Genomic DNA, 24,329 nt, shown 5'->3' on the forward strand with positions numbered 1-24,329 from the left:
GGCTGCGCCCTCACACCCCCTGCTACCGAACTACCCGTACGATTTTTGGCACGGTCAACGCCTGAGCGAATTTCGACGTGCCCAGGTAGCGGGCGACCAGCGCGTGAGTGCCGACCTTGAGCGACGCGTACCTGAACGTGGCTGAACCGTTCTTGAGCGCCACCGGGGTGCCGACCTTCGTTGTCACGTCGTAGAACTGCACGAAACCGGTCACCACGGCGGTGCCGGAGCGCGGAGCGAATTTCGCCAAAGCCGTGACGGCGGTGCCGACAGTAACCGAACCTCTCGGCGACACGGTCAGCGTTCCATGGACCTTGCTGGCCCTGGCGGTCTTGGCCAGAACTGTGACCGTCACCGCCAGCGACTTCGAGGACTCGTAGAACACGGCGAAACTTTCGGCGGTGATGCGGTGCACCCCCACGGACAGACTCGTCGTGGTCAAAGTGGAGTGCCATTCGCCAAACACCTGGCTGCCAACGAGTGGCTGGCCGTTGTCGTAGAAAGTGATCTCTTCGCCTGATCGGTCACCGTTGAGGGCGCGTCCCTGACTGTCCGTGACGTTCGCCGTGAAGGTGATGCGCTGCCCGGCTGTTACGGTGCCGGACGGCGTCGCGGCCAGCGTCGTTTTCGTATCGGGACCGGTCGGTACGAAGTAGTTGAAGGTTTTCGAGGCCGGGGCAAAGTTCTTATCCCCGAGGTAGTCCACTCGAAACTGGCGCGTTCCGGCCGCGCTGGGATGAGCGTCGGAGTAGAACACACCGGCCGTGTCGCTTGGCAGGAGCGGCGGCGTTTCGGTGGGGTTGCCTGGCTCGAGGGAGACGACCCGAACAGTCCCCGTCGGGACGCAGGTGGCAGGGGTGGTGGGCGTGATCTCGCCATAAACCGAAGCGGCCCGCCCGGCAAAGTAGATGTCGAACGTGCCGGCCACGATACTGACCGTGGCCTGCCCCGTGGACACGGCCGACGCATCCGTTACCGCCGATGCTGATGGCGCGGCGATGAGGGCGCCGAGCATCACGGCGACCGGTACTACCAGCGCGGGAAAGCGCCACGAGCGCCTCGCGCCCGCACGGCTGGAATGGGATGGGTGCGGTGCAAGTATCATGCTTGGCTTCTTTGCGGTCGGTAGTAATCGATCCCCCAAATTAAGGACAAGATACTCCGATATCGGCGAGGCTAGAAGTGCGGGCGAGCGTTTTCGCGGCGACGTGACGGCGCAACCGACGAGCGCACCCGTGCACGCCGCTAAAGTTGACGGGTAGGCAAACAACAGGGAGTTATACACGTGGCTGACGGCTTTGCGCTTTTCACCGATCGATCCATTGTCGCCATGCGCGTCAACGGCGAGTTGAAAGACCTGGCCGCCACGGTGTTGCCAACGGATACCGTCGAGCCGGTCAGCATAAATTCTCCCGACGGCCTCAGTATTTTGCGCCACTCCGCCGCTCACGTGCTCGCCCAGGCAGTGCAGACGGTCAACCCGACCGCCAAGCTCGGCATCGGCCCGCCCATCACCGACGGGTTCTACTACGACTTCGACGTCGAGGTTCCGTTCACCCCGGACGACGTGAAGTCTTTGGAAAAAGCGATGGATCGCATTATTCGTCAGGGGCAGCGCTTCGTACGCCGAGTCGTGACCGATGACGAAGCCCGAGCCGAGCTGGCTGCCGAACCGTACAAGCTCGAACTGATCGGGCTGAAGGGTGGCTCCACCACCGAAGACAACGAGTCCGTCGAGGTCGGCGGCGCCGAGCTCACCATCTACGACAACGTTGATCCGAAGACGGGGGAGACGCTCTGGAAAGACCTCTGCCGCGGCCCGCACCTGCCCAACACCCGCATGATCGGCAACGGCTACTCGCTCACCCGCCTGGCCGCCGCCTACTGGCGTGGTTCCGAGAAAAACCCGCAGCTGCAGCGCATCTACGGCACCGCCTGGCCCACCAAGGACGAACTGCGCGCCTACCAAACCCGCCAGGAAGAGGCCGCCAAGCGCGATCATCGCAAGCTCGGCGCCGAACTCGACCTGTTCAGCTTTCCTGAGGAGATCGGCTCAGGCCTGGCCGTGTTCCACCCCAAGGGCGGCATCATCCGTCAGGAGATGGAAAGCTACTCCCGCAAGCGCCACGTGGAAGCCGGCTACGACTTCGTCTACTCGCCGCACATCACCAAGTCGACCCTGTTCGAAACCTCGGGCCACCTCGACTGGTACCGCGACGGCATGTTCCCGCCGATGCACCTCGACGAGGAACGTGACGAGACCGGCCATGTCACCCGCCAGGGCGTCGACTACTACCTCAAGCCCATGAACTGCCCGTTCCACAACCTCATCTTCAAGTCCAGCGGCCGCAGCTACCGCGAGTTGCCGATGCGCCTGTTCGAATTCGGGTCGGTTTACCGCTACGAGAAGTCCGGCGTGCTCAACGGGCTCACCCGGGTGCGCGGCATGACCCAGGACGACGCCCACATCTACACGACCAAGGAAGGCATGAAAGAGGAGCTCACCAGCACGCTCAACTTCGTGCTGCAGCTGCTCGCCGATTACGGCCTCGAGGACTATTACCTCGAGCTGTCCACCAAAGACCCGAAAAAGTTCGTCGGCAGCGACGACGCCTGGGACGAAGCGACCGAGACGCTGCGGGAAGTCGCGGAGGCATCCGGTCTCGATCTGGTCGCCGACCCGGGCGGGGCGGCGTTCTACGGCCCGAAGATCTCGGTGCAGGCCCGCGATGCCATCGGCCGCACCTGGCAGATGTCGACCATTCAGCTCGACTTCAACCTGCCCGAACGGTTCGACCTCGAATACACCGCGAACGACGGCAGCCGCCAGCGCCCGGTCATGATCCACCGCGCCCTGTTCGGCTCGATCGAACGCTTCTTCGCCGTGCTCACCGAGCACTATGCCGGGGCGTTCCCGGTCTGGCTGGCGCCGGTGCAGGTCGTGGGCATCCCCGTCTCCGAGCAGTACGGCCCGTACCTCGACGACGTGATCGCCACCCTGAAGAAAGTCGGCGTGCGCGCTGAGGTCGACCATTCCGACGACCGCATGCAGAAGAAGATTCGCACCCACACCAAAGCCAAGGTGCCCTACCAGCTCATTGTGGGCGAAGACGACCAGGCCAACGGAGCGCTGAGTTTTCGTTTTCGAGACGGTACGCAGCAAAATGGCGTGCCGGTCGCCGAGGCCGTGCGCCTCATCGTGGAATCGATCGAGAACCGCGCTCAGGTCACCACGAGCCCGGTTGCCCCGATCGCGGCCGAAGTACAGGCGTAGCATGACGGAAATTCCGGACGATCGACTGCGCGGCTCGGAATCTGTCGCCCCGGATGCGACCGAAGTCTCTGCGGCGTTCGCGGCGGTTCCGGATGCCTTCCAACGCCTCTGGACACCGCATCGGATGGTCTATATCCAGGAGGGGCAGCAGCCACACCCGGATGACTGCCCGTTCTGCATCGCACCGAGTCTGGACGACGAGAAGGCGCTGATCGTGGCGCGCGGCACCCACGCTTATGTGCTGCTCAACCTATTTCCATACAACAGCGGTCACCTGCTGGTCTGCCCGTATCGGCACGTCGCCACCTACGACCAGGCCACACCGGAGGAGGTCGCCGAAATCGGCGAACTCACGCAGATCGCCATGCGGGTTCTGAAGCAGGTGTCCAATTGTGACGGATTCAACATCGGCATGAATCAGGGGCGCATCGCCGGGGCGGGCATCGCCGAGCATCTGCACCAGCACATCGTGCCCCGCTGGGCCCTCGACTCGAATTTCTTCCCGATCATCGCCGGCACCAAGGCGATTCCGCGCCTGCTCGGCGACGTACGGCGCGAAATCGCCGATGGCTGGCCCGGCGCCACGACGGCGGCTGCAGCGACCCGCTAACTCTAGAAACACTGGACGCGTGCTGGCGCGCGCCTGGTCTTCCCCTGTCGGTGCACTAGCCGCCGACCAGACCACCACCGTGCAAGGAATATAATCGTATTATGACTAAATCAACCTCCGCCGAGCAGTTCGGCTCGAGCCGCGTCAAGCGTGGACTCGCCGAAATGCTCAAGGGCGGCGTCATCATGGACGTCGTCACCGCTGCCCAGGCTCGTATTGCTGAAGACGCCGGCGCTGTCGCCGTCATGGCTCTTGAACGCGTTCCCGCCGACATTCGCTCACAGGGTGGCGTAGCCCGGATGAGCGACCCTGACCTCATCGACAGCATCATCGCGGAGGTCAACATTCCGGTCATGGCCAAGGCTCGTATCGGCCACTTCGTCGAGGCGCAGATTCTTGAAGTGCTCGGCGTTGACTACATCGATGAGTCCGAGGTGCTCAGCCCGGCCGACTACATGAACCACATCGACAAGTGGAATTTCACCATTCCCTTCGTCTGCGGTGCTACCAACCTCGGAGAGGCGCTTCGCCGCATCAATGAGGGTGCGGCCATGATCCGTTCCAAGGGAGAGGCCGGCACCGGCGACGTCTCCGAAGCCACCAAGCACATCCGCACCATCAACGGCGAGATCAAGCGTCTCACCTCACTCAGTCGCGACGAACTGTACGTCGCCGCCAAGGAGCTGCAGGCACCCTACGAGCTCGTCGTTGAGATCGCCTCCACCGGTAAGCTGCCCGTCGTGCTGTTCACCGCCGGAGGCGTGGCCACTCCGGCTGACGCTGCCATGATGATGCAACTCGGCGCTGACGGCGTTTTCGTCGGCTCCGGCATCTTCAAGTCGGGCAACCCCGAGCAGCGCGCAGCGGCCATCGTCAAGGCCGTCACGTTCTACGACGACGCCAAGGTCATCGCAGATGTCTCGCGTGGCCTCGGCGAAGCCATGGTCGGCATCAACGTGTCGGACATTCCCGCGCCGCACCTCCTCTCGACCCGCGGCTGGTAACTGAGCGGTTCGTGACGATCCTCTCCATGCGCACCCGACCGGCAGAAACCGCTGTACCAGCAGGTCTGCGGGTCGGGGTGCTCGCCCTGCAGGGCGATTTTCGCGAACACGCGCACGTGTTGCGCGAACTCGGCGCACACGTCGATGCGATACGCCGCCCGGAAGAACTCGACCGCATCGACGGTCTGGTCATCCCGGGCGGTGAATCGAGCGTCATGGACAAACTCGCCCGCACGTTCGGTCTCGCCGCGCCGCTGAAGGCCGCTATTCGGGGCGGACTGCCGGTCTACGGCACGTGCGCCGGCCTCATCATGCTGGCCGACACGATCATCGACGGTATGAACGGTCAACAGAGTCTCGGCGGACTCGACATCGTCGTGCGCCGCAACGCCTTCGGGTCGCAGACGGCCTCCTTTGAGACCGACCTCGACATTGCGGTGCTCGGTCAGCAGCCGGTGCATGCCGTGTTCATTCGAGCACCGGTCGTGGAAACCATCGGTGCGCGGGCGACCGCGCTGGCCACCCTCAAGGACGGACGCTGCGTCGCTGTCGAGCAAGGAAACCTGCTCGGGACCTCCTTTCACCCGGAAATCACCGGCGAATACCGTTTTCACCAGTATTTCCTGCAGAAGGTGATGTCCGCCGCGCGGTGAGAAGTCGGCTTAATTGTGTCGTGTGCGCGAGTGTGGCTAGGGTTCAGACATGACTCAGACAACCGGTGGTCAACGATGACCCGATATGTAGCACTGCTCCGTGGCATCAACGTCAACGTCAACGGCATCACCATAGCCATGACGGATCTTGCTGAAACATTCCACGAACTCGGTTACATCGACGTCAAAACCGTGTTGGCAAGTGGCAATGTGATCTTCAGTATCGACAGTCCGCTCGTTGATAAAGCGGATGCGGCGGCCCTCAAGGCCCGAATCGAGAAGGCCCTGGCGGCTCGGTTTGACTACGAGGCGTGGATCGTGCTCGTCGACGCCGAATCCCTCGACCGGATCGTTCGCGCCTACCCCTTCGACGCGGACCGCGACGGCTGGCATCCGTATGTGATGTTCTCCTCGGACCCGGGACATCTCAGCGAGCTCGCCGGACACGGTAAAGAACTCGAGGCCGCCGAGGAACGCATCGAACTCGGCCATGGTGTGCTCTACTGGGAGGTTCGCAAGTCGGTCGGCATCAAGAGTGCTTTCAGCAAGAAGAGTGCCAAGCTCAAGTACCGCAACACGACGACCACCCGCAACCTGCACACTCTGCACAAGCTGCTGGAACTCACACCGGGATAGACTGATTTAGCACCTACGCGTGCACCGACCACGCACTGCCGCCGTCCGCAGCATAACGGCCACAGAGCCACGGGCCCCCGCGCCTGCTGCACCACGTCCAAACGATCGAGCACAACAACGGGAGATGTATGTCCGGGCATTCCAAATGGGCCACCACCAAGCACCAGAAAGCGGTCACCGACTCCAGGCGGGCCAAGGCGTTCGCCAAGCTCATCAAGAACATCGAGGTTGCGGCTCGATTGGGCGGCGCTGACCTCTCGGGTAACCCGACGCTGGTCGACGCCATTCAGAAGGCCAAGAAGACCTCGGTACCCAACGACAACATCGACCGCGCGGTCAAGCGCGGTGCCGGCCTATCGGGCGAGCAGGTCGACTACACGACCATCATGTACGAGGGCTACGCCACCCACGGTGTCGCGATCATGATCGAGTGCCTCACCGACAATAAAAATCGTGCAGCGGCCGAGGTGCGCACCGCGATGGCCCGCAACGGCGGAGCCATGGCCGATCCGGGCAGCGTCGCCTACAACTTTCACCGCAAGGGCGTCGTTGTGGTCAAGCACCTGCCGACGCTCACCGAAGACGACATCATGCTTGCCGTTCTCGATGCCGGCGCCGAAGAAGTCATTGACGAGGGTGAGACCTTCGAGATTCACTCCAATGTGAGCGACCTCGTCGCTACCCGCACCGCGCTGCAGGCCGCCGGCATCGACTATGAGTCAGCGGATATTGCGTTCATTCCCTCGCTCAAGATCGAGGTCGATGCTGAAACCGCCCGCAAGGTGTTCCACCTGATCGACGCCATGGAAGATCTTGACGACGTGCAGAACGTGTATTCCAATTACGATCTGTCGGCCGAGGTGCAGGCCGCACTCGCGAGCGAGTCCGAGTAGTTCGATGGCGGTACGGGTTCTCGGCATCGATCCGGGCCTCACCCGTTGCGGTGTGGGCGTGGTCGACGTCGAGGGTAACCGCTCGGCTCGCCTGGTGGATGTGACGGTGCTGCGTAGCGCACCCGATCTGCCCCTGGAGCAGCGTCTGCTGCTGCTGGCCGAGGGCTTGGAAGACATGCTCGACCGCCATCGGCCTCAATTCATTGCCATTGAACGCGTCTTCGCCCAGCACAACGTGCGCACCGTCATGGGCACCGCGCAGATCAGCGGCGTCGCCCTACTCCTCGCCGCGAAGCGCGGTCTGCCGGTGACCCTGCACACCCCGAGCGAAGTGAAGGCGGCCATCACCGGCTACGGCGCTGCCGACAAGAAACAAGTCGGCACGATGGTCGCCCGCATCCTGGGGCTGACCGAAATTCCCCAACCAGCCGACGCAGCGGATGCCCTCGCCCTCGCGATCTGCCACGCGTGGCGTACCGGGGCATCCGGTGGAACTCTGCCGACCGTCACCTCGGTGAAAGCGGCCGTCGTCAGGCCCGGAGCGCTCACCCCCGCCCAGAAAGCGTGGCGCGACGCCGAACGTAAATCGGTGCCAGCAGTGTCGGTGGTGCCCCGTAGTCTTAAGCGGTGATCTCCTCCGTACGTGGCCCTGTCCGCTCAGCTGTCGGCTCAACCGTCGTGATCGAGGTCGGCGGTGTCGGTCTCGCCGTGCAGGTGACGCCGGCCACCGCACTCGGCCTGCGCATCGACGAGGAAGCCCGGCTGGTGACCGTACTCATCGTGCGTGAGGATTCGCTCACGCTCTATGGCTTTCCGAGCGGCGATGAGCTCGCCGTCTTCGAACTGCTCGTCGGTGTGACCGGTGTGGGGCCCAAGTCCGCTCTCGGCGTGCTCGCGGTGCTCACCCCCAACCAGATCGCGCAGGCTGTCGCCGGTGATGACGACGGCGTGTTCCGTAAGGTCAGCGGCATCGGACCGAAAACGGCAAAACTCATCGTGCTCTCCCTGGCCGGCAAACTCGCGGTGACGGCGGCAACCTCTCCAGCCCGAGCACGTGGGGCCTCCTCGGTCGCGGCCAGCGTGCTGGCTGCACTGATCGGCCTCGGCTGGTCGGAGCGGGTCGCGGCGGAGGCGGTCGACGAGACCCTGTCCGAGCTGGCGGATGCCGCCGGCGCAGACTCCGCCCCGCCTGCGGTTGCCGCTGTGCTCCGGTTGGCCCTCGGCCGGCTCGGACCGGCAGCGCACCACGTGACCGGTGTGGCCGCCGCAGCGAGCACCGGAACGGCTCGCTCGTGACAACCGATCCATCCATCGAGAACCCTGCCGTTCAGCTGGTCAACCCCTCGCTGGAAAGCGAGTCAGAGCTGGCGTTCGAGGGCGCCCTGCGCCCGGCGAGTCTGGGCGAATTCGTTGGCCAGAAGAAGGTGCGTGGGCAGTTGCAGCTGCTGCTGACCGCTGCGACGATGCAGAACCGCACACCCGACCACATCCTTCTGGCCGGCCCTCCCGGCCTCGGCAAGACCACCCTGGCCATGATCGTCGCCTACGAGGGCAACCGTCCGTTACGCATGTCGAGCGGTCCAGCCATTCAACACGCCGGCGATCTCGCGGCCGTGCTGTCGTCCCTGGTACCCGGCGAGGTACTCTTCATCGACGAGATCCACCGCATGGCTCGCTCCGCGGAAGAGATGCTCTACCTCGCCATGGAGGACTTTCGCATCGACATCATGGTCGGCAAGGGCGCCGGCGCCACCTCGGTCCCGCTCGAACTGGCCCCGTTCACCCTGGTCGGCGCCACTACCCGGTCCGGGCTGCTGCCGAACCCCTTGCGTGACCGATTCGGTTTCACCGCCCATCTCGAGTTCTACGCTCAGAGCGAGCTCGAACAAGTTCTCGCTCGGGCAGCACACTTAATCGGGCTGCCGATCAAAAAGGATGCTCTCGCCGAAATCGCCGGGCGATGCCGCGGCACGCCGCGCATCGCGAATCGCCTGCTGCGTCGGGTACGGGACTATGCGCTCGTGCACGGGGGAGCGGCCGACATTGCTGCGGTGCATGCAGCTCTCGAACTCTATGACGTCGATGCGATCGGCCTCGACCGCCTCGATCGCGAGGTGATGAAGATCATCTTGACCCGGTTCGGGGGAGGGCCGGTAGGGCTCAACACCCTGGCCGTGTCTGTTGGCGAAGAGTCCGAAACGGTGGAGGCGGTGGTAGAGCCGTTTTTGGTGCGGATAGGATTTCTCACGCGCACCCCGCGAGGTCGAGTTGCCACCAGCGCAGCATGGCAACACTTCGGTCTGACCTCTCCTCAGGGCAGTGCGACCCTTCTTGACCTATAATTCAATTTGGCCCGTCTGCCTATAGCTGTAATTCAGTAGGCGCGTCCCCGCAAATCGGGCCCCCATCACAAGCTTCGGCCACTCGTGCCGCAATCGAAAGGTAATACAGTTTTATGGATTCATTGACTCTCGTCATGTTGGCCGTTTTGGCCGTTCTTGTCTTCTTCATGTTCCGAAACGGCCGCAAGCGCAAGAAGGACCAGGAAGCGCTGCAGGCCACCATGGTTCCCGGCGCCGACGTTATGACCAACTTCGGCATGTACGGCACGATCATCGCTATTGATGAAGAAGCCAACAAAGTCGAGCTGCAGATCGCCCCCGGCGTCGTCGTCGAAATTCACCGTCAGACCATCGCCCGCGTGGTGGAGCCGGTTGTCGTCGACGTTTCCGAGGGCTCTAGTGTTGATAGCATCGATTCGCTCACCGAGCCGGAATTCGGCCAGCGCGTTGCCGATGTCGACACCGACACCACCGAACAGCCGAAAAAGGGTGACGCGTAGTTTTCAACTTTTAGGGCATACTCGCTTGGCACCATAGTTCACACAACGCACGTACTGCATCACGCGGCGCGCCCACGCATGTTGGCGTGGGCGCCAACAGAAAGCTGAGTTCATAGGTGGCTAAGTCGTCTCCGGTCAAGAAGGCCTGGCGTTCCCTGACCTGGCTTGGCGTGATTATCGTCGGCCTGATCGCCCTCAACGCTTTCGGGGTGCTGACCCAGAACGGATCATGGACGCCGAAACTGGCCCTTGACCTTGAGGGGGGAACACAGATCATCCTCGCCCCCCAGGTTGAGAGTGGCGCGTCAGTGAGTTCGGAGCAGCTCACTGAAGCCGTGGGTATTATTCGCCAGCGTGTCAACTCCTCGGGGGTATCCGAGGCGGAGGTCAACACCCAGGGCGGACGAAACATCGTCGTGTCGATCCCCGGCACCCCCGATGACGCCACCCTGGAACGCATCAAGTCGTCAGCGAAGCTCGAGTTTCGGGCGGTGCTCGTGGCCGGTCAGCCGTCCGGCCAGACCGTCGGTGCTGACGGAACGGCAACACCGGTGCCGCAAGCTCCTGTCGATCCGAGCCTGTCGACCACTCCCGCCGTGGCGCCGACCAACGCAAGCGACTTGAACTACGTCACCCCAGCGCTTCAAGCCGAGTACGACGCCTTCGACTGCAGCAAAATCAATACCACCAACGTGGCACCGGCCAACCAGCCCCTGATCACCTGCGAAACAGATGGGTCCGTCAAGTACATCCTGGGTCCGGTCGAAGTAGACGGTTCCACGATCGCCGACGCGACCAACGGCCAAGTCACGACTCAAAACGGTGCCACCACCGGCGAGTGGGCTGTCAATATCGTCTTCAACAATAATGGAACCGCGAAGTTCGCTGACGTTACGACCCGGCTATTCGACCTCACCGGTGTGCAGAACCAGTTCGCGATCGTGCTCGATGGCCGTGTCATCTCTGCACCAGCCACCCGGGGCGCCATCCTCGATGGCAAGCCACAGATCACCGGGTCATTCGACCAAGACAGTTCCAAGGCCCTGGCCGACCAGCTCAAGTTCGGTGCCCTTCCGATCAGCTTCACCGTGCAGAGCCAGGACACCATTTCAGCGACGCTCGGGTCGACCCAGCTGGTCAACGGGCTGATCGCCGGCCTGATCGGCCTGATCCTCGTGGTCTTGTACTCGCTTGCGCAGTACCGTCTCCTCGGCCTGATCACGGTTGCATCGCTCGGCGTGGCTGCGGTGATCACCTACCTGCTCATCACCATCCTGTCCTGGCGCGAAGGCTATCGCCTGTCTCTGGCCGGTGTGGCTGGTTTGATCGTGGCCATTGGTATCACCGCCGACTCGTTCATCGTGTACTTCGAACGTGTCCGTGACGAGCTGCGTGACGGTCGCGGGTTGGAGTCCTCGGTCGAGGCCGGCTGGAAGCGGGCTTTCCGCACCATCGTCGCCTCTGACGTCGTCAATTTTCTTGCCGCTGCCGTGTTGTTCGTGCTCGCCGTCGGCAACGTTCGCGGTTTCGCGCTGACGCTTGGCCTCACGACGATCGTCGACCTGCTCGTGGTGAGCTTGTTCACGCACCCGATGCTGCAGCTGGTCGCCCAGACGAAGTTCTTCAATGAGGGTCACAAACTCAGTGGGCTTGATCCGCGTGCACTCGGCGCCGTCTACCGGGGGCGGGCCCGATTTGAACCATCGGCGTCGATATCCGCCTCCAAGGTCTCATCCTCGAGCAAAGAGGCAGCGAAGCGACAAACCATCGCCGAGCGTAAAGCTTCCGAGCTCGTAAGCAGCAGCACTGAACGATCGACTAACGAGAAGGATTCCTGATGGCTAGCTTCTCAAAATTTGGAAACGACCTCTACACGGGCGCTCGTTCGCTCAATATCGTCGGGCGTAGAAAGCTCTGGTACTTGATCGCTGGAGGAATGGTTCTCATTGCGTTGCTTGGTCCGTTCCTGCTGCGCGGCGGTTTTGTCTTCGGAATCGAATTCACCGGGGGCAGCGAGTTCGTTGTCTCGCAAACGACCAGCCAGTCAGAGACCACGGCAACGGATGCCGTCGCGAGCGTCGTTCCAAATGCCATCCCGAAGGTCTCCACGATCGGCAACGACGGCGTCCGGGTGCAGACCGATCAGCTGTCGGAAGCGGAGTCGACGAGCGTGCGAGACGCTCTCGCATCCGCTTACGACGTTCCCGTCGCTGAAGTGGCCACTTCGTTCATCGGTGCAACCTGGGGGCAGGACATCACCGGGCAAGCTCTTCGTGCCCTGGTTGTGTTCCTCGTGCTGGCCGGAATCATCATGGCGATCTACTTCCGCACCTGGAAGATGTCCGTCGCGGCGATGGTCGCCCTACTGCACGACCTCGTGATCACCGCGGGTTTCTATGGAATAACCGGTTTTGAAATCACGCCAGCGGCGGTGATCGGGTTTCTCACGATTCTCGGGTACTCGCTCTACGACACCGTCGTTGTCTTCGACAAGATTCGTGAGAACACGAATTTCGACGGGTCAGGCTCAAGCCGAACGTTCTCTGAGTCGGTCAACCTCGCGGTCAACCAGACGCTCGTGCGATCCATCAACACCTCCGTCGTGGCAGCCCTGCCCGTGGCATCCATTTTGTTCATCGGTGCGTTCGTTCTGGGCGCCGGTACCCTGCGCGACATCTCGCTCGCCCTGCTGATCGGGATCCTGGTCGGCACCTACTCGACCATCTTCATTGCGTCACCGATGTATGCCCAGCTGCGAAACGGTGAGGACGTCATTCGTAAGCACGACAAGAAAGCCCTCGCTGCTCGCGCCAAGGCATCAGCTCCAACCGCGGCGAGCGTCACGGTGTAGTCAGAGAAACGTGCACAGCGAAAAGCGGTCGGCCCTGTCGGGTCGGCCGCTTCTGCGTGTGATCGATGTGTGATCGCTGGGGGCGTACGGGTGAGCCTCAGAGAACCGGCATAATTGACAGTACCCACACCCGCCCCTGTAAAGCGTGAAGTACGAGGTGAGACTTTGACGGACACGACGACACCATCGCCGGCCTCGCTGCGCCGACTCGTGCCGCGCATCTTCTCCCGCGCGCAGCCCGCCGGTGCCGTGGATCGCTTGATCAAGACAGTCCGGTCGAACCATCCCAAGGTTGATCTGTCGATCATCGAACGCGCGTATACCGCTGCCGAGCGAGCACACGACGGGCAGTTTCGGCACAGCGGGGAACCGTATATCACGCACCCGGTTGCGGTAGCTCAGATTCTGGCCGACCTGGGCATCGGTACCAAGACCATCGCCGCAGCGCTGCTGCACGACACCGTGGAGGACACCGACTACACCCTCGACGCACTCCGAGGCGACTTCGGCGATGAAATCGCGATGCTGGTGGATGGGGTCACCAAGCTCGACAAGGTGAAGTACGGCGATTCGACCCAGGCTGAGACCGTGCGCAAGATGATCGTGGCAATGTCTAAAGACATCCGGGTGCTCATCATCAAATTGGCCGACCGGCTGCACAACGCGCGCACCTGGGGTTTCGTACCCAACGAATCCGCCGTACGAAAAGCAACAGAGACGTTGGAGATCTACGCGCCGTTGGCGCATCGGCTGGGAATCCAGACCATCAAATGGGAACTCGAAGACCTGTCTTTTGCAGTGTTATACCCCAAGTTGTACGCCGAGATCGAAAGTCTGGTCAAGCAGCGCACTCCGCAGCGCGAAGAGTTCGTTCAGCAGGTCATCGACACCATCAACGATGACCTCAAATCGGCACGCATTCGCGGCAAAGTCGCCGGTCGACCCAAACAGTACTATTCGATCTACCAGAAGATGGTCGTGCGCGGCCGGGAGTTCGATGAGATCTACGACCTCGTCGGTATACGCATTCTCGTGAACTCTGTGCGGGACTGCTACGCCGTGCTGGGGTCCATCCACGCCCGGTGGACGCCGCTGCCCGGCCGGTTCAAGGACTACATCGCCACCCCGAAGTTCAACCTGTATCAGTCCCTGCACACGACCGTGCTCGGTCCGAGCGGTCGTGCAGTGGAAATTCAGATTCGCACCACCGAGATGCATCAGCGTGCTGAGTTTGGCGTTGCCGCGCATTGGAAGTACAAGGAACAGGTCAACGGTAAGAGCACCGGCGGGCCAGGTCCCCAGAGCGATACCGATATGGCGTGGCTCGCGCACATCTCTGACTGGCAGGCCGAAACGGCCGACCCGGGCGAGTTCCTGGACTCCCTGCGTTATGAGATCGGTGCCAAGGAGGTTTACGTCTTCACGCCGAAGGGACGAGTCATCGGCCTGCCGTCCGGCGCCACCCCGGTCGACTTCGCCTATGCGGTGCACACCGAGGTTGGCCACCGCACCATGGGTGCCAAAGTCAACGGCCGACTGGTTCCGTTGGAGAACGAGCTGATCACCGGCGACGTCGTCGAGGTGTTCACTTCCAAGAACCCTGACTCCGGCCCGAGCAAGGATTGGCTGAACTTCGTCAAGAGCCCTCGGGCGCGCAACAAGATCCGGCAATGGTTCACGAAAGAACGCCGCGACGAAGCCATCGAACAGGGTCGCGACGCCATCGCGCGTGCGATGCGCAAGCAGAACCTGCCCCTGCAGAAGCTGATGAACCAGGATTCCTTCGCGGAGGTCGCGGCCCAGCTCAAGTACGAAGACGTATCGGCGCTCTATGCCGCTGTGGGTGAAGGTCACGTTTCAACCCAGTCGGTGCTCGAAAAGGTTGTCTCGTCGGTGCAAAGCATCGAAGACAATGACAACAACGACTTCCCGGTCGCCGCACGGGGTCGCACCCAGTCCACCCGCAATACAGATTCGGGAGTGCTCGTGCGCGGTGCGCCCGACATCCTGGTCAAACTCGCCCGTTGTTGTACTCCGGTGCCCGGTGACAAGATTGTCGGGTTCGTCACTCGCGGAGCCGGCGTTTCGGTGCATCAGGCTTCCTGCCACAATGTGCAGTCGCTGCTCAAAGAACCGGAGCGCATGATCGAAGTCGATTGGGCACCCACGTCCAAGAGCCTGTTCCTCGTGCATATACAAATTGAAGCTCTCGATCGTTCCGGGCTGCTCTCCGACGTGACCCGGGTGCTGTCAGAGCACCACGTGAACATTCTTTCGGCTACCGTCAACACGTCCAGTGATCGGCTGGCGCTGAGTCGTTTTGTGTTCGAAATGGGCGACACTACTCATCTCGACCGTGTACTGAACGCGGTTCGTCGCATCGATGCCGTTTATGACGTGTACCGGGTCAGCGACGGCTAACCTACGATAACGGTTGCAGCACGCTGCGGGCTGTGCAGCCGCAGGGCCTGCAGGGGCGCCCGGACGGCCGCCAATCGCCCCACGGCGAGTGTGCTGTGAGCGGGGCTGCCGCGTTTGCAAAGGCGAATGGCAGCCGAGACGTCGGAGAACTCGCCGTAGTGCAGGAGGCGGGCCAGCAAGGTGGTGAGCCCGGCGGTTGACGTGGTACCGGGCGTGTAGCGCGCGAGGTCGACCGCGGTACGCAGGGGCGTGGTAACGCGCACCCCCGAGATGGTGCGGACGTCATCGGGAGAACGCACGATTTCACGCACCTGTGCCCGCGGAGACCACACAGCGGTAGTGCGGGCGCTGATCAGCACGCAGAACTGGTGGCGACGCGGCTCCGGTGCGAGGCCGTAGATCCACGCGGCGGTGAGTTGCTCGGCGATGGCGCGGGGCGGGACCAACTGGCTGGCCGCGATGGCCCGGGTGTCGCATCCGTCTATCTCATCGATCACGCACCAGGAATCTGCGACTTGAAAGACCTGGCCATCGAGGCGGGCGCTGTAGAGCTCAGTGAGCGGGAGATCGTTTACGGTGAGCGGTCGTCCCGGTAGATTCGTCATGCTCCCAGAGTGACGGCCTTACCCAGTCAGGCCCCTCGGGGGGGCCGGATCTGTGGATAAAGTGCGGACTCCCGAGGAGTGTGTATAACTCCGCGGGAGTCCGCTGCCGCCCTGGCTACTGGCCGATCGCCTTCAGCCAGGCCTTGCGGGCCTCGAGCGCTTCGGTGGCGTCCTTGATGGCGCGCGCGTTTTGCCCCTTCTGCGCCGCGACCAGCTCAGCCTCGAGCTTGGCAATCGCGTCGTTCAGCTGGCCGGCGAGGCCCTCCGTGCGGGCCTTCGTCTCCGGGTTGTTGCGCTTCCAGTGGTCGTCATCGAGTTTGCGGACGACGGCTTCCACTTTGCGCAGGCGATCCTCGATCGGCTTGACCTGGTCGCGGGGGACCTTGCCGATGTCATCCCACTTGCGCTGGATCACGGTGAGCGTGTCGCGGCCGGCGTTGCGGTCGCTCGTGGTGAGCAGGGTTTCGGCCTCGGTCAGCAGTTCAAGCTTGAGCATGAGGTTTGCAGAGAATTCCTCGTTGTCCTGGGCTTCGACCTCGCTCTTGACCGCGTAGAGCACATCGCCGGCGGCCTTGAACTTCGCCCACATGGCGTCGTCCTGCTTCTTGCCGCTGCGACCGGCCTTCTTCCATTCGTCAAGCAGGTTTCGGTACGTCGAGACGCCGTCGGCACCCTGCGGGGCCAGGGCCTCCGCCTGTTCGATCAAGTTCTGCTTCTTGGTGCGTACGTCTTTGTGAGCGCTGTCGAGCTCGGCGAAAAAGGCCTTGCGGTTCTGCTCGATCGTCGTGCGTGCGGCACGGAAGCGCTTCCACAGGTCGTTGGCTTCCCCCTTGGGAATGCGCGGGGCATCGTGCTGGTGTGCCTGCCATTTAGCGAACAGGGCATCGAGGGCGGCGCTGGTCTGTTTCCACTGCGTCTTCGCCGGATCTTCGGCGGCGAGACGCTCGGCCTCAGTCACGATTTCGGCCCGCTCCGCGACGGCGGCAGCGGATGCGGCCTTGGTCTCGATGCTCTGCTGCTCGGTGAGCTCGCTGACGGCGCCGCCGAGGGCACCGAGACGTTCGGCCAGTGCGGCGAGATTGCCAACGGCGTTGGCGTTGGCGACGGCAACGGTGAGATTGGCGACTGATTTCGCGATATCCGCAGCCGGAGCGCCACCTTTCGCACGCTGTTCGAGCAGGGTGACCTGCCCGTTGAGTTCTACGTACTTGCGTTCGAAGTAGGCCAGGGCCTCTTCCGGAGTGGCATCCGGGTACTGGCCGACGGCGCGTTCACCATCGGCCTCGCGCACGTAGACCGTGCCGGTTTCGTCTACGCGACCCCATGGTTGCTGATCTGTCGTAGTCAAGAGCCTCACCTTTGCTGAATTGTTGTGTGTGGATCCGCGGGAGGGACGAGTGCGGAGCCAGGAAATACCCTGATAAGCCTATTGCAATAGCGCAGGCGGGTCGATTGATCCTACTGAACTGTTATGCCCGTGATCGTCGTTGGCACCTTCGGGGCACCGTCGCCGGCACCATCCGCGGTTCCGGCATCCGTGATCTGGGCCTTGAGCTCGTCCAGGCCGCTCGTGACGTGGCCAAGCACGGTGTAGCCACCGCCCGCGTCCGATGGGATGGTCGTGTCGTCATAGACCACGAAGAACTGACTCCCCATGCTGTACCCATTTCCACCTTGACGGGCCATCGCGAGTGTTCCAGCGGGGTAGATATCGTCGGCCGGGGCGTTTTCCACAGGGCCATAACTGTAACCCGGGCCGTGCGTGGCATCTGCGCCAGTTTTTTCGGCGTCCGGGTCGCCGCACTGCAGCACGAAGAACCCACCCGTGGTCAGGCGATGGCACGTGACGCCGGTGTAGAAACCGCTCTGGGCGAGGCTGATGGTGGACGAGACTGCCTGAGGAGCGAGCGCACCGTCAAGCTCGATGCCGAGATTGACCTCGTTGAGGGTGAGGCTTCCCGTCCAGGTGCGGCCTTCGGCGAGGGTACTCGCGGGGACGTCTCCGCGGTTCTCACCCGCTGCTGGTGTGCCGGGCGCTGTCGGAGTGGGACTCTCCGCTGCGGTGGGCGCAGGGGTGCCGGGGCCGCCGTCGAAGTAGAAGACCTGAGCGATTACGATCAGGGTCAGCACCACGAGTAGACCGGCGCCGGCGATCACGTTGTCGCGCACACGACGCTTCTTCTGGTGCTCGTGCACGGCCCGTCTGGCCTGGTAGGAACGAACGCGTCCGCGCTCCTCGCGTGCCGCGCGCTCGAGCTTGTAATTCGAAGCCACTAGAACCCCTCCAGGGCCGTCGGGGTTGGCGACGACCGAACACAAAGCAATCGGACGCGTCGTGCTTCCGACCTCGTAGAACTCTACGCACAAACTACGCTGGAAGAATGTCCGATGCTCAACCGGGTCTGCGCAGTGGTGCGACCCCCCTCGCCGTACGAATGCGCCCAAAAACTCTTGACGAGGTCGCCGGCCAGCGCCACCTGCTGACACCGGGCTCGCCACTGGTGAGTCTCGCGAGTGACAAGACCGGGGAACGCGGCAGCGTGTCGGTCATCTTGTGGGGACCGCCCGGCACCGGAAAAACCACGCTCGCGCAGGCTATCGCGCACAGCTCAGGGCGGCGATTCGTCGAGCTGTCCGCAGTGACGGCCGGCGTACGTGACGTGCGGCAAGTGATGGAAGATGCCCGTACCAATCGCGATTTGTACGGCCTCGCGACGGTGCTGTTTCTCGACGAGATCCACCGCTTCTCCAAGGCCCAACAAGACACCCTGCTGCCCGGGGTCGAGAACGGCGTCGTCATCCTGGTCGCCGCGACGACCGAAAACCCGTCGTTCTCGATCATCTCCCCGTTACTGTCTCGTTCCCTGTTGCTCACCCTCGAAGTTCTCAGCGACGACGACCTCGGCATCGTCGTCGATCGTGCCGTCACCGATGCGCGCGGCCTGGCCGACCGGTTCGAACTCGAACCCGAAGCCCGCGGCGCGATCATCCGACTCGCCTCCGGTGATGCGCGGCGGGCACTGACCGCGTTGGAGGCAGCATCCGTTTCGGCCGAATCAACGCTCGAAGCGGGAGCTACCGGCAAGCCCGTCATCACGACCGATATTGTCGCCCTGGCCGTTGATCGCGCCTTGCTGCGCTACGACCGCAACGGTGACGAGCATTACGACGTGATCAGCGCGTTCATAAAATCGGTGCGCGGCAGCGACGTCGACGCTGCACTGCACTACCTGGCGCGCATGATCGAGGCCGGCGAAGACCCGCGCTACATTTGCCGGCGCATTATCGTTCTCGCCTCTGAGGACATCGGTATGGCGGACCCGCAATCGCTCCTGATCGCCGTAGCCGCTGCCGATGCCGTGCAACTGATCGGCATGCCTGAGGGCCGCATACCGCTGGCTCAGGCCGTCGTGCACCTCGCAACCGCCCCCAAATCCAATGCCGCCTACATGGCGCTCGACGCGGCGATCGCCGACGTGCGGGCCGGCAAGATGGGCCGGGTACCCAAGGGCATGCGCGACGCGCATTACCCCGGTGCCAAACGGCTCGGTCATGGGAAGGGGTATCTGTACCCGCACAATGATGCGCTCGGCGTGGTCACCCAACAGTATCCGCCGACCGAATTGAAAAACACCCGCTACTACGAGCCCACCGAACACGGCCACGAACGCGACATTTCTGCGCGCTTGCTGAAAATTCGTCGGATAGTACGCAATCAGTAACAGTCCCCCCGTGTGCTAGCCTTATTCCTGCCTACAACTGGTTTCGGCATGCGGCTGCGTCCGTTTCCAGTTTGGAGGGAGTCGTTCTGTAGCCGAACGTCCCCTGGCACCCAATCCTCTGATCTCCCATGACCTGTGTCGGTTCTGTCCACACTCGCCCTGGTATCCCTGTTATTGAGTCCGATCGAAAGGAAACCGTGTCTACCAAGTCACGTACCCGCAGTAAAACTCGCCTCTCGCGCGCCCTGGGCATTGCCCTCACGCCGAAGGCAGCCCGCTTCCTCGAGAAGCGTCCTTATGCACCCGGTGAGCACGGCCGCACCAAGCGCAAGACCGATTCGGACTACGCCGTGCGCCTTCGCGAAAAGCAGCGCTTACGCGCCCAGTACGGCATCCGCGAAGCCCAGCTCAAAATTGCCTTCGAGCAGGCTCGTCGTCGCCAGGGACTGACCGGTGAGAACCTTGTGGAAATCCTCGAGACCCGTCTCGACGCCCTTCTCGTTCGTTCCGCGATTGCGCGCACCACGGCCCAGGCGCGTCAGATGATCGTGCACCGTCACATCCTCGTTGACGGAGAGCTCGTCGACCGGCCTTCCTTCCGCGTGAAGCCGGGCCAGCTCATGCACGTCAAGGCTCGTAGCGAGGGCATGGAGCCCTTCCAGGTTGCAGCAGCCGGCGGACACGTCGACCTGCTCCCCAAGCTCCCGCCGTACCTCGAGGTTGAGCTCGACAAGCTTCAGGCCCGCCTCGTGCGCGCCCCGAAGCGCATCGAGATTCCCGTGACCTGTGAAGTTCAGCTCGTCGTGGAGTACTACGCAGCTCGCTAAGCACCTGACCGATCGAGGGCAGCCCCCGGCTGTCTGAAACGGTACGCTGAAAGGCGGATCACCCCAGGGTGATCCGCCTTTTTGTATACCCGCGCTCCGCTGGAGCCGATCGAACTGAGTGGAGTCACCGTGTCAGGTGGAGATATTGCCGGTCTTATCGCAGCCGGCGTGTTCGCGATTCTGGTCGCGGTCATCGCTATTCCGCTGATCAAATTGGGTCGGGTGTTTGACGAAACCACCGCCGCCATCCATGAACTCAGCGAGGGAATCAGTCCGATGCTGACCGAAACGACCGATGCCATTCGCGGCGCCAACCAACAACTGGCTCGGGTAGACACCATCACGAGTAACGTGGCGGATGTCACCGGTAACGTTTCCGCGCTCGTCGCGTTGTTCGCCGCGACGGTTGGCGGACCACTGATCAAGCTCGCCGGGTTCTCTGCCGGCGTGCGGGCGGCGTTTCGCGCCGGGCGGCCGCGGCCTCGGCGTGATCAGGGTTGACCGGCTACTCTGGACTCGGCGCTGATATTCTGGCGACCGACTTATCGATGGCTTCGGCTAGCGCAGATTCAGGGAGAAGTGCAATGAAGAACGTCATCTGGTTGGTCATCGGCGTGGCCGCGGGCTTCGTGGTGGCCCACGAGGTCAACAAGACCCAGCAAGGCAAGCAGTTCTTCACCGAACTCGACACCAAGGCCCGCGAGTTCGGCGAGGCCATCTCCGAGGGCTACCGCCAGCGCGAGGCCGAACTGCACGCCGCGGTCGGCACCGCGCCAACGCCCACCGTGCCGTAGGCATCCGGTCACACAGAACCACAGCCTTTCGCACCACCACACTCACGCATCATCAAAGCTACGGACACCATGCAGACTGCTGACATTCGCGGGCGCTGGCTCGACTTCTTCGCCGATCGTGGACACACCGTTGTGCCGTCCGCGTCACTGGTGAGCGACGATCCCACCCTTCTTTTCACCGTGGCCGGCATGGTACCGTTCGTGCCATACCTCACTGGGCTCGTTCCAGCGCCATATCCGCGCGCCACGAGCGTGCAGAAGTGCATTCGCACAAACGACATCGAAGAGGTCGGCAAAACACCCCGGCACGGCACCTTCTTTCAGATGAACGGCAACTTCAGCTTCGGTGACTACTTCAAAGAAGAAGCCATCGGCTTCGCCTGGGAGCTGCTGACCACACCGGAGAACCAGGGCGGCTACGGCTTTCGCGAAAGCGAGCTCTGGGTCACCATCTACCTCGATGACGACGAGGCCTACCGCTACTGGCGTGCCATCGGGGTGCCGGACAACCGCATCCAGCGCCTCGGCATGGAATCCAACTACTGGTCCACCGGCCAGCCCGGCCCGGCTGGCCCCTGCTCAGAGATCTTCGTCGATCGCGGCCCAGCGTATGGAGCCGATGGCGGCCCGGCCACGGACGATGACCGCTACGTCGAAATCTGGAACCTCGTCTTCATGCAGTACCTGCGCGGTGAAAGCACCGGTAAAAACGACTTCAAAATTCTTGGCGACCTGCCCAAGAAGAACATCGACACCGGCATGGGCCTCGAACGCGTCGCCTTCCTCAAGCAGGGCGTCGAGAACATGTACGAAATCGACCAGGTGCGCCCGGTACTCGACCGGGCCGCTGCGCTCACTGGCCGCCGCTACGGCGCCGACCACGACGATGACGTGCGCATGCGAATCGTCGCCGACCACGTGCGCTCCTCCCTCATGCTCATGAGCGACGGCGTCATGCCATCCAACGAAGGTCGCGGCTATATCCTGCGCCGCCTCCTGCGCCGTAGCGTGCGCGCCATGCGCCTGCTCGGCGTCGACGCCGTCAGCCTTCCCGAACTGCTGCCCGCCTCGCGTGACGCCATGAGCGCCGCCTACCCCGAGGTCAAGAGCGACTTCGGGCGGATCAGTCAGGCCGCGTTCGCCGAGGAGGAAACCTTCCTGCGCACCCTCGCGAGCGGCAGCACCGTGCTCGACCTTGCCGTGGCGAAGACGAAAAAGGCTAACAAGACCGAACTGGCCGGCCCGACGGCATTCCTGCTGCACGATACCTACGGGTTCCCCATCGAGATCACCCTCGAGATTGCCGAAGAAGCCGGCCTGAGCGTCAACCGTGACGCCTTCGACGTACTCATGACCAAGCAGCGCAGCCTGGCAAAGGCCGACGCGAAGTCCAAGAAGACGACCCTCGCCGACCTCGGCGTCTACAGCCCGTTCCGAGCCCTGGGTGAGACCGTCTTCACCGGGTACGACAACCTGCGGAACGAGTCAAGCGTGCTCGGCCTCATCGTCGACGGCGAGTCCGTCACGAGCGCGGTGGCCGGTCAAACAGCCGAGATTATCCTCGCCGAGACCGCGCTCTGGGCCGAATCCGGAGGACAAGAGGCGGATGCCGGCCTCATCGTCGGCGCCGGTTACGAGCTCAAGGTGCTCGACGTGCAGAAGCCGGTCAGGGGCCTCATCAGCCACAAGGTACTCGTGCTCGCCGGCGAGGTAGGCGTGGGAGAGCGCGCCACGAGCGTCGTCGACGAAAGCTGGCGCCGCGGTGCCCGCCAGGCGCACTCCGGAACGCACGTGCTGCACGCCGCCCTGCGGCAGGTTCTCGGCCCCAACGCCCACCAGTCCGGCTCCTACAACAAGGCTGGATTCTTTCGACTCGACTTCTCCTGGAACCAGGCACTATCGCCGGCGTCCCGCACCGAAATCGAAGAGATCTCCAACAACGCCATTCGTGACAACCTTCCAGTCACCACGCGGGAGCTGCCTCTCGCTGAAGCGAAAGCGCTTGGCGCTATGGCGCTGTTCGGCGAAAAGTACGGCGATGTCGTACGCGTCGTCGACATTGGCGGCCCCTGGTCGCGTGAACTCTGCGCCGGAACGCACGTGTCCAGCAGTGCTGAGATCGGCATGATCAACCTCATCAGTGAAGCCTCGGTCGGATCGACCAACCGCCGCGTCGAGTCTCTGGTCGGCCTTGAGGCCTTCCGCGATCTCGCCGCCGAACGAGCCCTCGTCTCGCAGCTCACGTCGAGCCTGAAAACGCCGCGTGAACAGCTGCCAGAACGCATCAGCGACCTCGTGACGAGCCTCAAAGCGGCGGAGAAGAAGATCGCCACCTTCGAAGCCCGCGCCCTGACCGACCGTGTTCCCGCCCTGCTGACAACGGCCCGCCGGGTCGGCGCCGTGACCGTTGTCGCCGAAGACCTCGGTGTGCTCGGTTCGCCGGACGACCTACGCGTGATGGCTCTGGCAACCCGAGATCGCCTCGGCACCGACGCGGTCGTCGTGGCCCTCTCCGCCACTGCCGCGGGCAAGCCCGTCGTGATCGTTGCCACCAACACGGCCGCGCGAGCTGACGGTCACAAGGCCGGAAGCCTCGCCAAGACCGTTGCGGGAATTCTCGGCGGAGGCGGTGGCGGCAAGGACGACGTCGCGCAGGGGGGCGGCCCCAACGGCGACGCCATTCCGGCCGCGCTGCAGGCCGTCGTAGCAGCGATCAGTCGCTAACGATGCGGTCAGGGGTGCGTGTCGGTGTCGATGTCGGCAAGGTGCGCATTGGCGTGTCCCGCAGCGATAACCACGGGATGCTCGCTACACCGGTCGAAACCGTTGCCCGCGACCTGGCCGGGCTGACCGACCTCGTGCGCATTCGAGCTGTGGTGCTCGAGCTTGACGCGGTCGAGGTCATCGTCGGTTTGCCCCTGGCTTTGTCGGGAAACGTGACCGCGTCGACCGACGACGCGATCGATTTCGCAGCGCGGCTCTACCGAATTCTCGATGTGCCGGTGCGCTTGGTCGATGAACGGCTCTCGACCGTGTCTGCGCAGTCGGCGTTGCGGGCGTCCGGTCGGCCCACGAAAACGCACCGGCCAGTGATTGATCAGGTGGCGGCGACTATCATTCTGCAACACGCGCTTGACAGTGAGCGTGCCTCAGGGCGACCGCCAGGGTCGCCCGTCGAACCGACAGAGAGGCCGTAA

The 24,329-nt window shown here is 63.1% G+C and carries 23 protein-coding genes; 19 read left to right on the plus strand and 4 right to left on the minus strand.

Features of this window, described 5'->3' with window-relative positions:
- Positions 1–22 precede the first annotated feature (22 nt).
- Complete coding sequence (locus tag CXY72_RS17900) at positions 23–1,105, minus strand: Ig-like domain-containing protein (protein WP_104129015.1); 1,083 nt, start codon at positions 1,103–1,105, stop codon at positions 23–25.
- Positions 1,106–1,330: 225 nt separating this feature from the next.
- On the opposite strand from CXY72_RS17900, the gene thrS reads away from it, so the two are divergent.
- The 13 genes from thrS (at position 1,331) to CXY72_RS17965 (ending at position 15,184) form a co-directional block, all read left to right on the plus strand.
- The gene (thrS, locus tag CXY72_RS17905) at positions 1,331–3,274 is read left to right on the plus strand and encodes a threonine--tRNA ligase (protein WP_233197949.1); all 1,944 of its coding nucleotides are present in this window, start codon (positions 1,331–1,333) and stop codon (positions 3,272–3,274) included.
- A 1-nt stretch (position 3,275) separates the two neighbouring features.
- A complete protein-coding gene (locus tag CXY72_RS17910) occupies positions 3,276–3,884 on the plus strand; it encodes an HIT domain-containing protein (RefSeq protein WP_104129017.1) in 609 nt (202 codons plus the stop codon).
- A gap of 101 nt (positions 3,885–3,985) precedes the next feature.
- Positions 3,986–4,888, plus strand: a complete 903-nt coding sequence (gene pdxS, locus CXY72_RS17915; RefSeq protein WP_104129018.1) for a pyridoxal 5'-phosphate synthase lyase subunit PdxS — start codon at positions 3,986–3,988, stop codon at positions 4,886–4,888.
- 26 nt (positions 4,889–4,914) lie between these two features.
- Entirely contained in the window at positions 4,915–5,541 is a 627-nt protein-coding gene (gene pdxT, locus CXY72_RS17920) for a pyridoxal 5'-phosphate synthase glutaminase subunit PdxT (protein ID WP_104129019.1), read from the plus strand.
- A gap of 75 nt (positions 5,542–5,616) precedes the next feature.
- Positions 5,617–6,177 (plus strand): DUF1697 domain-containing protein, encoded by a 561-nt coding sequence (locus CXY72_RS17925; protein ID WP_104129020.1) that lies wholly within the window; start codon positions 5,617–5,619, stop codon positions 6,175–6,177.
- Positions 6,178–6,305: 128 nt separating this feature from the next.
- On the plus strand, positions 6,306–7,070 hold the full coding sequence (locus CXY72_RS17930) for a YebC/PmpR family DNA-binding transcriptional regulator (protein WP_104129021.1): 765 nt from the start codon (positions 6,306–6,308) through the stop codon (positions 7,068–7,070).
- A 4-nt stretch (positions 7,071–7,074) separates the two neighbouring features.
- Positions 7,075–7,701 carry a crossover junction endodeoxyribonuclease RuvC gene (gene ruvC, locus CXY72_RS17935; protein WP_104129022.1) on the plus strand — a complete coding sequence of 209 codons (627 nt, stop codon included), beginning with the start codon at positions 7,075–7,077 and terminating at the stop codon, positions 7,699–7,701.
- Positions 7,698–8,366 carry a Holliday junction branch migration protein RuvA gene (gene ruvA / locus CXY72_RS17940; protein WP_104129023.1) on the plus strand — a complete coding sequence of 223 codons (669 nt, stop codon included), beginning with the start codon at positions 7,698–7,700 and terminating at the stop codon, positions 8,364–8,366. Before ruvC ends, ruvA begins: the two co-directional genes overlap by 4 nt.
- Positions 8,367–8,401: 35 nt before the next feature.
- Positions 8,402–9,412 carry a Holliday junction branch migration DNA helicase RuvB gene (gene ruvB / locus CXY72_RS17945; protein ID WP_104129215.1) on the plus strand — a complete coding sequence of 337 codons (1,011 nt, stop codon included), beginning with the start codon at positions 8,402–8,404 and terminating at the stop codon, positions 9,410–9,412.
- 113 nt (positions 9,413–9,525) lie between these two features.
- Positions 9,526–9,912, plus strand: a complete 387-nt coding sequence (yajC, locus tag CXY72_RS17950; RefSeq protein WP_104129024.1) for a preprotein translocase subunit YajC — start codon at positions 9,526–9,528, stop codon at positions 9,910–9,912.
- Positions 9,913–10,028: 116 nt separating this feature from the next.
- Positions 10,029–11,750, plus strand: a complete 1,722-nt coding sequence (gene secD / locus CXY72_RS17955; RefSeq protein WP_104129025.1) for a protein translocase subunit SecD — start codon at positions 10,029–10,031, stop codon at positions 11,748–11,750.
- Positions 11,750–12,763 (plus strand): protein translocase subunit SecF, encoded by a 1,014-nt coding sequence (secF, locus tag CXY72_RS17960; RefSeq protein WP_104129026.1) that lies wholly within the window; start codon positions 11,750–11,752, stop codon positions 12,761–12,763. Before secD ends, secF begins: the two co-directional genes overlap by 1 nt.
- Positions 12,764–12,928: 165 nt before the next feature.
- Positions 12,929–15,184: a bifunctional (p)ppGpp synthetase/guanosine-3',5'-bis(diphosphate) 3'-pyrophosphohydrolase gene (locus CXY72_RS17965; protein ID WP_104129027.1), complete on the plus strand. Its 2,256-nt coding sequence runs from the start codon at positions 12,929–12,931 to the stop codon at positions 15,182–15,184.
- Here CXY72_RS17965 and CXY72_RS17970 read toward each other — a convergent pair.
- The 3 genes from CXY72_RS17970 to CXY72_RS17980 all read right to left on the minus strand — a co-directional run bounded on the left by CXY72_RS17970 (position 15,181) and on the right by CXY72_RS17980 (position 18,063).
- Complete coding sequence (locus CXY72_RS17970; RefSeq protein WP_104129028.1) at positions 15,181–15,789, minus strand: type IV toxin-antitoxin system AbiEi family antitoxin; 609 nt, start codon at positions 15,787–15,789, stop codon at positions 15,181–15,183. The two genes, CXY72_RS17965 and CXY72_RS17970, sit on opposite strands and share 4 nt — an antisense overlap.
- Positions 15,790–15,904: 115 nt before the next feature.
- Entirely contained in the window at positions 15,905–17,137 is a 1,233-nt protein-coding gene (locus tag CXY72_RS17975) for a DUF349 domain-containing protein (protein WP_104129216.1), read from the minus strand.
- Positions 17,138–17,247: 110 nt separating this feature from the next.
- Positions 17,248–18,063, minus strand: a complete 816-nt coding sequence (locus CXY72_RS17980) for a peptidylprolyl isomerase (RefSeq protein ID WP_104129029.1) — start codon at positions 18,061–18,063, stop codon at positions 17,248–17,250.
- A 107-nt stretch (positions 18,064–18,170) separates the two neighbouring features.
- Between CXY72_RS17980 and CXY72_RS17985 the strand changes: the two genes are divergently transcribed.
- The 6 genes from CXY72_RS17985 to ruvX all read left to right on the plus strand — a co-directional run bounded on the left by CXY72_RS17985 (position 18,171) and on the right by ruvX (position 24,329).
- Positions 18,171–19,511, plus strand: a complete 1,341-nt coding sequence (locus tag CXY72_RS17985; RefSeq protein ID WP_104129030.1) for a replication-associated recombination protein A — start codon at positions 18,171–18,173, stop codon at positions 19,509–19,511.
- A gap of 197 nt (positions 19,512–19,708) precedes the next feature.
- On the plus strand, positions 19,709–20,338 hold the full coding sequence (gene rpsD / locus CXY72_RS17990; protein ID WP_092107727.1) for a 30S ribosomal protein S4: 630 nt from the start codon (positions 19,709–19,711) through the stop codon (positions 20,336–20,338).
- A gap of 129 nt (positions 20,339–20,467) precedes the next feature.
- Positions 20,468–20,839, plus strand: coding sequence for a DUF948 domain-containing protein (locus tag CXY72_RS17995; RefSeq protein ID WP_104129217.1), 372 nt, complete (start codon positions 20,468–20,470; stop codon positions 20,837–20,839).
- 83 nt (positions 20,840–20,922) lie between these two features.
- Positions 20,923–21,132, plus strand: coding sequence for a hypothetical protein (locus CXY72_RS18000; protein ID WP_104129031.1), 210 nt, complete (start codon positions 20,923–20,925; stop codon positions 21,130–21,132).
- A 69-nt stretch (positions 21,133–21,201) separates the two neighbouring features.
- Entirely contained in the window at positions 21,202–23,856 is a 2,655-nt protein-coding gene (alaS, locus tag CXY72_RS18005; protein WP_104129032.1) for an alanine--tRNA ligase, read from the plus strand.
- Between the two features lie 2 nt (positions 23,857–23,858).
- Positions 23,859–24,329 carry a Holliday junction resolvase RuvX gene (gene ruvX, locus CXY72_RS18010; protein WP_104129033.1) on the plus strand — a complete coding sequence of 157 codons (471 nt, stop codon included), beginning with the start codon at positions 23,859–23,861 and terminating at the stop codon, positions 24,327–24,329.

This window comes from Cryobacterium sp. Y57, from assembly GCF_002929505.1.
Lineage (GTDB): Bacteria > Actinomycetota > Actinomycetes > Actinomycetales > Microbacteriaceae > Cryobacterium.